We start from the raw sequence: 12,838 nt of genomic DNA, 5'->3' as shown, positions 1-12,838 counted from the left end.
GATTGCTGTTCGGGTAAACGGGAATGAGGTGGGTGGTCCTGAGGATACTGCCCACCGGGGGAGGAGCGGGGTCGATGGCCGCGCCCCTGCCCCGGTCAACGGCCGGGGCTCAAACCTCGGCGGCGCCCACGGGGGTTCCCGCGAACTCCGGTGCCGGGCCGAAGTCGTGGATGGGAAGTCGCTCCCCGTTGTTGAGGGCCGACTGGTGCGCGATGATGCCGGGAAGCGTGAAGCGGGCGGCCACCCACGCGTTCACCGGGGGCAGCGTGCGGGTGTTCACTGCTGTCACGAAGTCGTCGACGAGGAAGTGGTGGCTGCCCTCGTGTCCGTTGTGCGTGCCTTGGAACTCGACCGGGAGACGGTCCGTTTCGTGCACCGGGGCGTGGCCCGACACGAACGCATCGCGGAGCGCCGGAGCCACGTGGGCGAGCGACGGATCATCGGCCTCCATGGTGGCGTCCGTCGCCAGCAGCTCCGACACATCTTCGACACCGGTCTTGTCCTGCCAGAACGCTACCGTGGCGAGCTGCTCGAAGCTGCCCTCGGTGCCGAAGTAACGAAAACGGCTTTCGCGGATGTGCGAGGGGTACCCGACCCGGCGCATCTCGTTGATGCGCATCGATCCGCCGCCGGCCAGTTCGAACAGGGCGGTGGCGTTGGAGAAATCGTTATTGAACATGCTGACCTCACGGTCGAACACACCGTCACCGCGGTCGTCGCGAACACCGATGCAGCTCACACTCGTGGCATAGGTCGGGATCGCGCCGAGCACGCCGCCGATGGAATGCGTCGGATAGAGCATGGGCGGGTAGCTCGCGGTGCGCTTCCAATCCTCGCCGCCACTGTACTGATACGCCTCATAGAAGCCGAGGTCCATGTCGTGCACGTAGTCACCCTCGGCGTAGAAGATGCGACCGAACTTGCCCGCACGCACCTGGTTGCGGGCGAAGATCGTGGCCGGGTTGTAGAAGCTCGTCTCGCCCATCATGTACGTGAGGCCGGTTTCGCGAACCGCCTCGATGATGGCCGCGATTTCGTCTTCGGCAATGGCCATGGGTACGGCGGAATAGACGTGCTTGCCGGCGCGGAGCGCCTGGAGCACGAGGGGACCGTGCGTCCAGCGTTGCGTGAAGAGCGCGATGGCGTCGATGCCGTCGTCCTCGAGCAGAGCCTCAAAGCTTGCCGCGGTTCCATCGAGACCGACACGTTCGTTCAGCTCGACGGCGCGTTGCGGGAGCACGTCGGTCACCAGCACACGGGATACACCCGGGTGCAGGTGGAAGAGGGAAGCGAACTGTCCGGCGAACTGTCCGGCGCCCACAATTCCAAGGGAAAACGTCATTGGTAATCCTTTCTCAGGCCGTCCGGAGCGTCCCGGAAGGGTCTAGGCGCTGAGTCTGCCAGCAAAAGTTACGCGAGTCAATGTTTAGAGAATTCCGTTTATTTTTCTTGCAATCCAGTATTTACTCGGGTAACTTTTGACAAACGTTTCACCTGGTTCCGCCCGACGGAACTAGCGTTATATCAGCGCCACACCTACTCCAACGAAGGAATGACAATGAAGTCTCGCGTTGCACTCGTCGCGACAGCCTCTGCCCTGCTTCTGGCAGCATCCGGTTGCAGCTCCTCCGCCGGAGCCTCCGGTGACAGCCTCGAATTTCAGACCCAGGTCAGTGTCGACTCCAAACTGATGGCTGCCCTGCAAGAGGTCACCGCCAAGTTTGAGGAGGCCAACCCCGAGGTGTCCGTGGATCTGGTTCCGGCCGGCACCAACTACGAATCAGACATGAAGGTTCGGCTCGCCGCCGGCAACGTCCCCGACATTCTCGCCACCCACGGCTGGTCGCTGCTGCGCTACAGCGAATTCCTCGAACCATTGCAGAACGAGGCGTGGGCCGGCGACTTCAACCCCGACCTGGCCTCCGCGATGAAGAACGACGAGGGGGAGTTCTTCGCCTTCCCGGTGGACACCGACGTGGCCGGCATCCTCTACAACGGCGATGTGCTCGACGCCGCGGGAATCGACCCGGCATCGATCGCCACCTGGAGCGACTTTGCGGACGCCGCCGATGCGGTGAAGGCCGACGGCGCCATCCCCATCACGGTATCCGGCAAGGACGGCGGGCCGGCCGGCAACGTGGCCGACTGGATCGCCCCCGGCGGGTACGACGACGCCCAGCTGGACGAGCTCACTGCCGGCACCTTCGTCGACCAGCCCTATGCAGACATGCTCAACATGGTCGACGACTGGCGCGATGCCGGCTACTTCAACCCCGACTACTCCTCGGCCACCGCCGACGACATGGCGCGGGCCCTCGCCGAAGACCGCACCGCCTTCGTCTTCTCCCAGAACGCGACCGCGAACAACGCCCTGCAGTACAACCCGGATGCCGATCTCGGCTTCATCCCCGTTCCCTCGCTGAACGGCGACGCCCCGTACCTCATCGGCGGAGAGATGAACGCCTACGGCATCTCGAAGACGAGCGATCATCTGGACGACGCCAAGACGTTCCTCGCCTTCCTCGCCCAGCCGGATAACGCCAGCATCCTCGCCGAAGCGGCCGGGAACCTGCCCGGCCTCACCAGCGCCACCGCGGATCTCGGCGCCCTGCAGAGCAGCTTCGATAGCTTCATGACCAGCGGCGACGTTCCCCTCGTGCCGTACTTCGACCGGGTCTACCTGCCCAACGGCATGTGGAACACCATGGTCACCACGACCGACTCCATCATCACCGGTCAGACCGGTGTCGACCGTGCCGTCGACCAGATGCGCAGCGACTTCACGAGCCTCGAAGCCCAGGGGAACTAAAACCCGTGACGATACTCAAGGCTCGGCCCGTGGGGCGCCCACGGCCCTTCAGGTCGGCCGTCGGTGGGCCCGGCATCAACCTGCTGTACGTGCCGGCGATCGCCCTTCTGGCCGTCTTCACGATCTATCCCCTGATGAACGGCATCATGCTGTCGTTCACAAACTGGAACGGTTACAGCGCCGCACGCTCCAACGTGGGTTTCGACAACTACGTGCGGCTGTTCAGCGATGAGACGTTCCGTCTTGTGCTCGTGAACACGTTCATCTACGGCATCGGCTCGACCGTCATCCAGCAGATTTTGGGGCTGGGACTGGCGCTCGCCCTTGATCGCAAGATGCGCGGGCGCAACATTGCCAAGGCCATCGTGTACCTGCCGGTGCTCGTGTCTCCCGTGGTGATGGGCACCATGTACTACCTGCTCTTCCAGTACAACAACGGCGCGTTCAACGACGTGATGGTGGGGCTCGGCGGCGAACGCGTCGCCTGGCTCAGCGACTCCGGCGCGGCCGTCGCCATCATCGTGGTCATCAACTCGCTGCAGTTCGCCGGCATCTCGATGATCATCTACCTCGCGGGCCTGCAATCCATTCCGCAGATGTACCACGAGGCCGCCACGATGGACGGAGCGTCACCGGTGAAACAGTTCTGGTACGTGTCGCTTCCGCTGTTGCAGCCGGCCCTCGCCACGAGCGTCGTGATCAACCTGATCGGCGGTCTGAAACTGTACGACGTCATCGAGGTGATGACCGGCGGTGGCCCCGGCTACTCGACGAACTCGGTCTCCACCCTGATCGGGGTGTCCTACTTCGACAATCAAAGCGCCGGGTACGCCTCCGGCATGGGCGTGGTGCTATTCATCATCATTGTGCTCTTCACACTCGCCCTGAACACCCTGCTCAACCGACGCCGTTTGGAGCAACAATGACGACCACCGCCCCGATGATCAGCACCGCGCCGCCAGAGGCACCGTCATCGCTTCGAACACGCCCGAGCCGGGTGCCGGCATCCGTGCACACCCGCCGCCGCGTCGTGGGTGTCGCCATCGGCACGCTCGTCTTCATCGTGGTGCTGGTGCAGCTGCTGCCGTTCTATGTGGCGCTGACCACGGCGCTGAAGGAACGCACGGACCTCTCCTCACAGTGGTCGTTCCCCACGATCAAGCTCTACCTCGGCAACTTCGTCGCCGCCGTCGAGAGCGGAAATATTCTGCAGGCGATCGGCAACAGCGCCATCGTCACCGTCATCTCGACTCTGATCGTCTGCCTGCTGGGCGCCATGGCGGCCTACCCGCTGGCACGCCGCCCCACCCGGCTGAACAATGGGATCGCGCTCGTGCTCCTCGGGCTGATCATGGTTCCGCCGCTGAGCATCCTCGTTCCCCTGTACACGATGCTCAATCAGATGGGTGCGATCAACACCTACTGGGGCGCCATCCTGGTAATGGTCGCCACCCAGCTGCCGCTGAGCATCTTTCTCTACACCGCGTTCATGCGCTCCCTGCCGATTTCGGTCGAGGAAGCGGCGACCATGGACGGGGCCAACCGGCTGCAGGTGCTCGTGCAGATTGTGTTCCCGATGCTCAAACCGGTCAGTGCCACCGTGGTGATCCTCACCGGAGTGGCCGTCTGGAACGAGTTCGCGCTGTCAGGCTACATCCTCACCTCGCCGCAGATGCAGACGATTGCGCCGGCCATCGCCTCGTTCTTCTCGGTGCAGAGCAGCAACCTGCCCGCCGCGGCGGCTGCGTCCCTGCTCGCCGTGCTGCCGGTGCTCGTCGCCTACCTCTTCCTGCAGAAGTTCTTCATCAAGGGAATGGTCGCCGGAGCCGAGAAGTAGCCGCGTCAGGTGAGCGCCGGGATGATCGCCCCGGAAAACACCTGCCAGGCCAGCGCGGTCTTGGCCACGAGGCTCAACGTGATGTACGCATGCTCGCCGCGCAGGTAGTCCCGCCAACCGCCGATCTGGCGGTACTGCAGCCACTGGTTGACGGCGAACGTGTTGAAGAACAAGAACAGCGAAATGATGATCCCGTAAACGAACGCCGGCGGCGACACCTCACTGGTGGAGCCGGGGGCGATGAAGTAGATCAGAATCACGATCCACGGCACGACGCCCACCATCGACCCGAAGATGAAGGGCAAAAGCCGGCGACTGCCCGGCGTCTCGTACTTCTCCTGCAGCGCGCCGAACAGAATCATCGCGGCATTGACGGCGAAAATTGAGAACAGCGCCGCGATGTCGGTGATACCGGTGATCTGCGCGATCAGCCAGATCATGATCGACGAGCTCAGCGCGTACTCAACCCAGCGAAAGTAGTTGTGGTTCTGCTTCAAACCTGCCGAGTAGCGGGGGAAGAACCACGGCGAGGAAATCAGGAAGTGGAACAGGGCAGACAGGGCCAGGAACGCCGCGACGCCGATGCCCACGTTGATATCGAACAGGATCACGCGTTCGGGCGCGACGGGAAAACCGGGAGGCCCGGCCAGGTAGTCGGCGGTGACGGGGAAGGTGACCTGGGTGCTGAGCAGGGTCAGCACGTAGGCAAAGCCGGCCGCCTGTAACAGATGCAGGGCGCCGGCGACGATGTTGTACGTTCGCAGGCGGGAGATCTGTTGGTCCGTGGAGCGAACCTTGCGTGCCATCGGAAACTCCTTCACTGTTCATGCGGCAAACGAGTGCGGCGGATTACGCACACCGTAGCACCACAGCTCAGGCGGACTCGGTCACGGGACCACCACGATCTTGCCCAGTGGCTGTATTCCCAGGCCGGTGGTCGCATTGCTTCACCCTTCTGACTGATGAGTGAATGAGTGATAATTGTCAGTCGCCCACACCGCGACCGAATCCCTTCAGGAGACCTCATGACCATCACCACCGCCGTGCTCATCACGGGAACGTCTTCGGGCATCGGCCGCGCCACCGCCGAGCGGCTCGCCGGCCGCCCCGACCTCACCGTGTACGCCACCGCGCGCCGCGTCGACACCCTCGACGACCTCGCCCGCGCGGGTGCCCGCATTCTGCCGCTGGACGTCACCGACGAAGCGTCGATGCAAACCGCCGTCGACGTGATCGAGGCCGAGCACGGCGCGGTCGGTGTGCTGATTAACAACGCCGGCTTCGGCACCTACGGCACCATCGAAGAGACCGACCTCGACGCCGTACGCGCCCAGTTCGAGACCAACGTGTTCGGCCTCTCCCGCATGACGCAGCTCGTGCTGCCCGGGATGCGCGCGGCCGGAGTGGGCCGGATCGTGAACGTGGGTTCCATGGGCGGCCGGATGGTCTTCCCGGTGGGCGGCTACTACCACGCAAGCAAGTACGCGGTCGAGGCGCTCACCGACGCGCTGCGTTTCGAGGTGGCCCCGTTCGGTATCAGGGTGAGCCTGATCGAACCGGGACTCATCCGTACCGCCTTCGGCGCCGGCGTGGCGAGCAGCCTCGCGCGCAGCGCCGCACCGTCGGGCCCCTACGCCGGCCTGAACGAAGCCGCCGACAAGCAGATGGCCGCCTCCTACGGCTCGACGCTGCTCACCGCCTCGCCGGATGCGGTCGCAACGGTGATCGAGAAGGCCGTGCTCTCCGCCCGGCCGCGGTCCCGCTACCTCATCACCCCCACGGCGAAGCTACTGGTGCACAGCCGCCGGCTGCTCGGCGCGGCCGTCTTCGACGCGTTCCTGCGGATGCAGTTCCGCAGCGACACCGGCGCGGCGACCTCGTCCGGCGCGGCGCGCAGCACCCGCGCCGGTTAGGAGCGCGACGCAGAATCACCGGGCTCTTGTCGGACGCTCCGCGCCGTGCAAGGCTGCCACTGCCGCTTACCCAGCCCAGGAGGTTTCGCATGTCCCGCGTCGTGCATTTTGAGATTCAGGCCAACGATATTGACCGCGCCAAGGCGTTCTACACGGCGGTGTTCGATTGGTCGTTCGAGGACTACAGCCAGATGACCGGCTCTCCCTACTGGGGGATCGTCACCGGACCCGACGAGGCAGCCGGCATCAACGGCGGGCTGCTGCAACGGCCCGGGCCGGCGCCGGCCGTGGGGCAGGGCATCAACGCGTATGTGTGCACGATCGAAGTCGACGACTACGACGAGACCGAGCGGCGCATCCTGACATCGGGCGGGCAGGTCGCCCTGCCGAAGACGGCCCTGGTGGGCATGGCCTGGCAGGGCTACTACCTCGACGTGGAGGGCAACACCTTCGGCGTGCACCAGCCCGACACGAACGCGGCGTAGCGGCGCCGGCTCACCGAGCACACGGAAGGGCCGGGGACACGACGATTGTCGCTTCCCCGGCCCCTTTGTTGTTCCGCGAGTTACAGTGCGGGCTCGGTGACGGTGCTGCTCTGCAGCGTGACGGCCGTCTGGGCCATCAGGCGGCCGTTGATGGATGCGCCCGTGTTCAGGGCGATCAGGGTCTTGCTCAGCACGGTGCCCTCGAAGTGGGCGGTGGTGCCCACCGACACGGAACCGGCGGTCTGCCAGAAGACATTCTTGGCCTGGACGCCGCCCGCGAGGGTCACTTTCTTGGCCGAGGCCTGGGTGATGTCGCCGGAGATCTGGAAGATGAAGACGTCATTCGGACCGCCGACGAGCTTCACATCGTTGGAAATGGAGACGTTGGTGCTCCACTTGTACAGACCCGGCTTGAGGGTGAGCCCGCCGATCTCGCCGGCGCCGAGGTTGACGAAGTCCGGGTTCGTGCGGCCTGCGGCGTCGGTGTACGCGGTGCCCATGTCGCCGACGGCGGTCGTGAGGAGCGTGGCATCCGTCACCTTGCACGCCGGGCCGGCGGCATCGACGGAGAATATCGTGCCGGTCACCTCCGGGCAGGTGAGCAGGGTGGCGGCTCCCGTGATCGGGCTCGACCCGACGTTGCCCGTGACGGCGGAGGAAGGGACGTTCGTGACGCCGGTCTGCGACAGGATCGCGAACGTGCCCGCGACGCCGAGGTTCACCGGGGCCTGGGGGATCGGCTCTGCGACGGCGGCGGCACCGCCGAAGCCGATGCTGCCGATACCGACGACGGCGACGGCGAGCGCGGCGGCCAGAAGGCGTTTGCGTGAGGTGGAAAGCTGCTGGAATGAGGTCATGGTGTGTTCCCTTTCAATGAACCGCAGGACGCGGTCTCGGGCAGGGCCGCCGTGGGGCGGTCGCCGATGCTGCTCACCGGGCTTCTCAGCATTGACTGGCTTCGCTTCCGGCAGAGTTCACCCAAGAGAACCCCCGGCCCCACATCCAACAGACGTCCACCACGCACAAGACTTGTACGCCCCACGGGACCGGTTCCAACGAAGAGAATCTGTCTACCCCCACACTAGGGGGCAGGGGGGTCTCCCGCCGCCCTATTTGACGGATGCGCGGTGGTTGACCGAAAGACTCGTGTGGGGAAGGCTGCGCCCGCCGAATCTGGGCGAATTGGCCCTGTCGCAGTGTGCCGATCGGATCTAACATAGCGCTGTGGACGGTCGCGTCAACCAACACATACCCAGCACAGGCGGTTCGGCATCGTCGGTGCAGGATTCCTCCCGCGTGAGCGGCGTCGTCCAGGCCTGGCAGGGGCCGAACCCATGACGATGCTGGCGACGCTCGACCAAGGTCGCGTCGACATCGATGAGCGCGCGGTCACCGACCTCGCGAAACTCCTGCACGGCGAGCTGATTCGTCCCGGCGACGCGGCCTATGACCAGGCCCGTCAGGTGTGGAACGGCTCGATCATTCGATTCCCGGGTCTGATCGCGCGCTGCGTCGGCCTAGGCGACGTGATTGCCGCGGTGCGCTTCGCACGCAGCAACAACGTGCTGGTGGCCGTGCGCGGCGGCGGGCACAGTTTCCCCGGATACTCCGTGTGCGACGACGGACTGGTCATCGACCTGTCGCCGATGAACGGCATCCGGGTTGATCCGGAGACGCGCACGGCGCGCGTGCAGGCCGGCGCGCTGCTCGGCGATCTCGACCGTGCCACGCAGGTGCACGGCCTCGCCGCGCCGTCGGGAATCGTGACCCACACCGGTGTCGCCGGGCTGACCCTCGGTGGCGGCCTCGGCTGGCTGATGCGCAAGTACGGGCTCGCCATCGACCAGCTGCTGTCGGTGAGAATGGTGACCGCCGACGGCGGGTTCGTGCGGGCGAGTGCCACCGAGAACCCGGACCTGTTCTGGGGCGTGCGCGGGGGTGGGGGCAACTTCGGGATCGTCACCGAGTTCGAGTTCCGGCTCAATCCGGTTGGGCCGATCGTGATGGCGGGGCCGGTCTTCTGGCCGGGGGCCGACTCGGCGAAGCTACTGCGCTTCTACCGCGACTGGTCCGCCGAGGCGCCGGACGAACTGATGACGATGGTTGTGCACCGCCGAGCACCCTCGGTCCCGTGGATTCCAGCCGAACTGCGTGGGCAGCCGGTGGTCGGTGTGGTCAGTTGCTACGCGGGGCCGGTGGATGAGGGCGAAAAGGTGATCCGGCCGCTGAAGGCGTTCGGCTCCCCGGTGCTGGACCTCTGCGGGCCGAAGCCGTTTCTCGAGCATCAGTCCATGTTCGATCCCAGTTACCCGCCGGGTTGGTGGTACTACATGCGCTCCTGCGATGTCGCTGAGCTCACCGACGAGGTCATCGACATCACCGCCCACCACGCGGCGAAAATCATCTCCCCGCTGACCGCGTTCCCGATCTGGCACGGCGGGGGAGCGGTATCCCGTGTGGGCGACGAGGAGACCGCCTTTCACGGGCGTGTGGGCGGCCACACGTTCAACATCAACGCCGCTACCGAAAACGCTGAGGGCTTCGAGGCGGAACGAGACTGGGTGCGCAACTTCTGGACGGACCTCGCGCCATTCCACACCGGCGTCTACGTGAACTTCCTCATGGACGAGGGCGAAGAGCGCGTGCGGCAGGCCTACGGCGAGGCGAAGTACACCCGCCTCCGCGCACTCAAGCGCACGTGGGATCCGGACAACTTCTTCCGGCTGAACCAGAACATCCTGCCCTCCGGGCCGTTCACCTCACCCTCCTGACGCAAAGCGCACTTCTGCGGCGCGGCAGTCGCCATCCGCTCGAACCAACCCCACTAGATTGAGCACAGGGGATGGGGGAACGATGAATACAGACGAACCACGCATGGGGGAGCAATTCGCCGCTCAAGCCGTGATCGACGAGCTGCTGCGGCACCAGGCCGGCATGCCCGACCGAACCGGGTTCGCCCGGCTCTTCGGCTACTCACCGCTCTGTGCCGAGAGCGTGAGCTGGTACCTCGGCGCGAAAGGGGAAATCGAGGTCGGCCGAATTCTCGCCACCCTGCCGGCGGAATGGACGGTATTCCACGCCCTCCCCATCGGGAAGAAAGGCGCCGACATCGACCACCTCGTGATCGGCCCCGGCGGCATTGTCACGATCAACACCAAGAACCACAGCGGCAAGCCCATCTGGGTGGCGGAGCAAACCCTGATGGTTTCCGGCCGCAAACAGCCGCACATCCACAACGCGGAGTTTGAAGCCGACCGGGTCACCAAGCTGCTTCGTGAGCGGATGCCGCATCTCCCCGACGTCCACGCGGTGATCGCTCTCGTCAACCCCAAATCGCTGATAATCAAGAAGCGGCCGCGGCGAGTGACGGTGCTCGCCGCAGCGGGCCTTCGGCGTTGGCTAACACGGCTCCCCGTCGTTCTGACGCCGACCGACCTGGCGGAGGCTGTCGCTATCGTCGACAGTCCCACAACCTGGTCGCCACCGACCACACCGGCGACCGAGAACCTGATGGACCGGTTCGCCGCCCTCGACCGGCACGTTCGTGCGGCGCGGGTGAGGCGCACCGGCTGGAAGGTGGCGTCCTTCGTGGGCATCCTCGGCGGCTTCGTTCTGCTCGGACCGCCCCTGTCCGCCGCGCTGGTCGAGCTGATGACGGCGGGGCTTCGGTGAGCGGCCGCGATCACTACGGTGTGCTGGGCGTGCCGGAATCGGTCGCCTTCACCGAGTGACGCTCACCCCGGCCCCGGCCCCGGCACTGTCGGTGGCTCGCCCGCCGTCACATTCACGCACCACTGATCCAAGGGAACCTTCATGAACCTCACCCCCGCACAGAAAGACCGCGCGGCCGGTGTTCTCCTCGGCATGGCGGCCGGCGACGCCCTCGGCGCCGGATACGAATTCGGGCCGTCGCTGCCCGCCGGAACCGCCGTGCACATGGCTGGCGGCGGCGGGTTCAACTGGGCGCCGGGGGAGTGGACCGACGACACCTCCATGGCCGTGCCGATCGCCCGCGCCGCCGCGTCCGGCCTCGACCTCCGCGACGACGCGGTTCTCGACGGCATTGTCGGCGCGTGGGTGGACTGGGCTGCCACGGCGCCCGACGTGGGGATTCAGCTGCGCGCGATTCTCTCCCGCACCGAGCCGACGGCATCCGCAGTGCGCCTCGTCGCCAAGGCGCACCACGAGCGCAACGGCCGCAGCGCAGGCAACGGCTCGCTCATGCGCACCGCCCCGGTCGCCCTCGCCTACCTCGACGACCCGGTCGCGTTCGCCGAGGCGGCCCGGATGCTCAGCGACCTCACCCACTACGAAGCGGATGCCGGCGACGCCTGCGTGCTCTGGAGCCTGGCCATCCGGCACGCCGTGCTTGAGGGCGAGCTCGACGTGCGCGTCGGCCTGGCCGCGCTGCCCGTCGAGCGCCGCGAGTTGTGGGCGACGCGCATCGCCGCGGCCGAGACGGCCGAGCCGCGGGACTTCAAAGACAACGGCTGGGTCGTGCAGGCGTTGCAGGCGGCGTGGTCGGCGATCAGTACCACCCCGGCGACGGATGCGACGCACCTGCGCCTCGCCCTCGACGCCGCCGTTCGCGGCGGAAACGACACCGACACCGTCGCGGCGATCGCCGGCGGACTGCTCGGCGCGCGCTGGGGCGCATCCGCCGTTCCCGCCGACTGGCGCCGGATCATGCACGGCTGGCCCGGACTCACCGGCGCCGATCTCGTGCGCCTCGGCGGCCAGGCCTGCGGCGACCCGGGCGCCGCCACCGACGCGAACAAAAGATGGTTCGACTACGCGCACCTCGGTGACGTCTCGACCCTGGTGCGGCATCCGCACGACGACGGCATCTGGCTCGGCGCCGCCGGGGCGCTCGACACTCTGCCGGCCGAGGTGGATGCGGTGGTCTCGATGTGTCGGGTGGGTACCGCGCAGGTGCCCGCGCGCATTCGGCACCACCTGGAGGTGCGACTGATCGACAACAACGACCCCGCGCAGAACCCCAACCTCGACTTCGTGCTCGCCGACACCGTTGGCGTGATCGCCGCGCTGCGGGCGGAGGGGCGCACGGTGCTGCTGCACTGCGCGCAGGCGCAGAGCCGCACCCCGTCGGTCGCGGCCCTGTATGCGGCGCTGCACCTTGGTATCCCGATCGAGCGGGCGCTCGCCGACGTCGTGGCGGCCCTGCCCGCCCCGGCACCGCAGCAATTTCTGCTCGAGGCCATCGCGCGTCTGGGTGCGACGACGGAGGACGCGGCCGCGTAAGCGGCGCTGGGGGCCCCGCCCTGCCGCACTATCGCCTGGTCGCCAAATACAGAATGAGAGAGACCGCGGCGACAGATCCCACGAGCCCGCCGACGATGAGTCCGATCATCACGCCGGGCGTCGTGTATCCCATCACGGTCAGCGCAATGAGAGCAGACACCACAAGCACGAGGAAGGCCAAGATGAAGCCGACCATGGCCCGCAGCCATTCGTGGGCCGATGCGTAGAACCGGCCGGTGCGCGAGAGCACGATAACGCGCAACGCAATCACAGCGACGGCCTGCCAACAAAGGACCGCGAGCACACCCCACGTGACGGCCGGAACGGTGAGCAGCGAGACTTCCGGGAACACAGTCACGACGCTCTGCACCGCAGCGGGGAACAGCCATACCTGCGTGACGACAGACAAGACCAGCGAAACGATAAGAAGCGCACCCAGCGCGATCGATGTTCCACGACGCATCTCTACCCCAGTGCTGCTTGGTTACCCCCCCCACAATTGCCCTGCTGCCCAACCTAGTCGCGACACGGG

The 12,838-nt window shown here is 66.2% G+C and carries 12 protein-coding genes; 8 read left to right on the top strand and 4 right to left on the bottom strand.

The features are described 5' to 3' along the window. Positions 1-109: 109 nt before the first annotated feature. Positions 110-1,342, bottom strand: coding sequence for a Gfo/Idh/MocA family protein (locus AC1MB9_RS10300; protein WP_479961864.1), 1,233 nt, complete (start codon positions 1,340-1,342; stop codon positions 110-112). 216 nt (positions 1,343-1,558) lie between these two features. On the opposite strand from AC1MB9_RS10300, the gene AC1MB9_RS10295 reads away from it, so the two are divergent. Genes AC1MB9_RS10295 through AC1MB9_RS10285 form a run of 3 tightly spaced genes read left to right on the top strand, consistent with a single transcriptional unit; the run spans position 1,559 to position 4,646 of the window. Beyond that, positions 1,559-2,809, top strand: coding sequence for an ABC transporter substrate-binding protein (locus tag AC1MB9_RS10295; RefSeq protein ID WP_479961863.1), 1,251 nt, complete (start codon positions 1,559-1,561; stop codon positions 2,807-2,809). Positions 2,810-2,838: 29 nt separating this feature from the next. Continuing rightward, positions 2,839-3,735, top strand: a complete 897-nt coding sequence (locus tag AC1MB9_RS10290; RefSeq protein WP_479961862.1) for a carbohydrate ABC transporter permease — start codon at positions 2,839-2,841, stop codon at positions 3,733-3,735. Beyond that, positions 3,732-4,646: a carbohydrate ABC transporter permease gene (locus AC1MB9_RS10285; protein ID WP_479961861.1), complete on the top strand. Its 915-nt coding sequence runs from the start codon at positions 3,732-3,734 to the stop codon at positions 4,644-4,646. Before AC1MB9_RS10290 ends, AC1MB9_RS10285 begins: the two co-directional genes overlap by 4 nt. 5 nt (positions 4,647-4,651) lie before the next feature. On the opposite strand, the gene heR is transcribed toward AC1MB9_RS10285, so the two are convergent. Next, positions 4,652-5,452, bottom strand: a complete 801-nt coding sequence (gene heR, locus AC1MB9_RS10280) for a heliorhodopsin HeR (RefSeq protein WP_479961860.1) — start codon at positions 5,450-5,452, stop codon at positions 4,652-4,654. A 219-nt stretch (positions 5,453-5,671) separates the two neighbouring features. On the opposite strand from heR, the gene AC1MB9_RS10275 reads away from it, so the two are divergent. Then, positions 5,672-6,559, top strand: a complete 888-nt coding sequence (locus AC1MB9_RS10275) for an oxidoreductase (protein WP_479961859.1) — start codon at positions 5,672-5,674, stop codon at positions 6,557-6,559. A gap of 89 nt (positions 6,560-6,648) precedes the next feature. Next, the gene (locus AC1MB9_RS10270; protein WP_479961858.1) at positions 6,649-7,044 is read left to right on the top strand and encodes a VOC family protein; all 396 of its coding nucleotides are present in this window, start codon (positions 6,649-6,651) and stop codon (positions 7,042-7,044) included. An 80-nt stretch (positions 7,045-7,124) separates the two neighbouring features. On the opposite strand, the gene AC1MB9_RS10265 is transcribed toward AC1MB9_RS10270, so the two are convergent. After that, positions 7,125-7,901: an ice-binding family protein gene (locus AC1MB9_RS10265; RefSeq protein ID WP_479961857.1), complete on the bottom strand. Its 777-nt coding sequence runs from the start codon at positions 7,899-7,901 to the stop codon at positions 7,125-7,127. 477 nt (positions 7,902-8,378) lie between these two features. Between AC1MB9_RS10265 and AC1MB9_RS10260 the strand changes: the two genes are divergently transcribed. From AC1MB9_RS10260 to AC1MB9_RS10250, 3 genes are all read left to right on the top strand, one after another. After that, complete coding sequence (locus AC1MB9_RS10260; RefSeq protein ID WP_479961856.1) at positions 8,379-9,815, top strand: FAD-binding oxidoreductase; 1,437 nt, start codon at positions 8,379-8,381, stop codon at positions 9,813-9,815. An 82-nt stretch (positions 9,816-9,897) separates the two neighbouring features. Next, positions 9,898-10,716, top strand: a complete 819-nt coding sequence (locus AC1MB9_RS10255) for a nuclease-related domain-containing protein (RefSeq protein WP_479961855.1) — start codon at positions 9,898-9,900, stop codon at positions 10,714-10,716. A gap of 141 nt (positions 10,717-10,857) precedes the next feature. Then, positions 10,858-12,306 (top strand): ADP-ribosylglycohydrolase family protein, encoded by a 1,449-nt coding sequence (locus AC1MB9_RS10250; RefSeq protein ID WP_479961854.1) that lies wholly within the window; start codon positions 10,858-10,860, stop codon positions 12,304-12,306. Between the two features lie 28 nt (positions 12,307-12,334). Here the strand turns inward: AC1MB9_RS10250 and AC1MB9_RS10245 are convergent, their stop codons facing one another. Next, positions 12,335-12,769 carry a DUF2975 domain-containing protein gene (locus AC1MB9_RS10245; protein ID WP_479961853.1) on the bottom strand — a complete coding sequence of 145 codons (435 nt, stop codon included), beginning with the start codon at positions 12,767-12,769 and terminating at the stop codon, positions 12,335-12,337. Between the last annotated feature and the right edge of the window lie 69 nt (positions 12,770-12,838).

The sequence above is a fragment of the Cryobacterium sp. AP27 genome (assembly GCF_056680495.1).
Note: the sequence above shows the minus strand (reverse complement) of the source record. Positions and strands in the feature narration are given on the sequence as shown.

Excerpts from the sequence above, each read along its gene's own strand:
- AC1MB9_RS10300 (WP_479961864.1), bottom strand. The coding sequence starts at position 1,342 with ATGACGTTTTCCCTTGGAATTGTGGGCGCCGGACAGTTCGCCGGACAG.
- AC1MB9_RS10295 (WP_479961863.1), top strand. The coding sequence starts at position 1,559 with ATGAAGTCTCGCGTTGCACTCGTCGCGACAGCCTCTGCCCTGCTTCTG.
- AC1MB9_RS10285 (WP_479961861.1), top strand. The coding sequence starts at position 3,732 with ATGACGACCACCGCCCCGATGATCAGCACCGCGCCGCCAGAGGCACCG.
- heR (WP_479961860.1), bottom strand. The coding sequence starts at position 5,452 with ATGGCACGCAAGGTTCGCTCCACGGACCAACAGATCTCCCGCCTGCGA.
- AC1MB9_RS10275 (WP_479961859.1), top strand. The coding sequence starts at position 5,672 with ATGACCATCACCACCGCCGTGCTCATCACGGGAACGTCTTCGGGCATC.
- AC1MB9_RS10270 (WP_479961858.1), top strand. The coding sequence starts at position 6,649 with ATGTCCCGCGTCGTGCATTTTGAGATTCAGGCCAACGATATTGACCGC.
- AC1MB9_RS10265 (WP_479961857.1), bottom strand. The coding sequence starts at position 7,901 with ATGACCTCATTCCAGCAGCTTTCCACCTCACGCAAACGCCTTCTGGCC.
- AC1MB9_RS10260 (WP_479961856.1), top strand. The coding sequence starts at position 8,379 with ATGACGATGCTGGCGACGCTCGACCAAGGTCGCGTCGACATCGATGAG.
- AC1MB9_RS10255 (WP_479961855.1), top strand. The coding sequence starts at position 9,898 with ATGAATACAGACGAACCACGCATGGGGGAGCAATTCGCCGCTCAAGCC.
- AC1MB9_RS10250 (WP_479961854.1), top strand. The coding sequence starts at position 10,858 with ATGAACCTCACCCCCGCACAGAAAGACCGCGCGGCCGGTGTTCTCCTC.
- AC1MB9_RS10245 (WP_479961853.1), bottom strand. The coding sequence starts at position 12,769 with ATGCGTCGTGGAACATCGATCGCGCTGGGTGCGCTTCTTATCGTTTCG.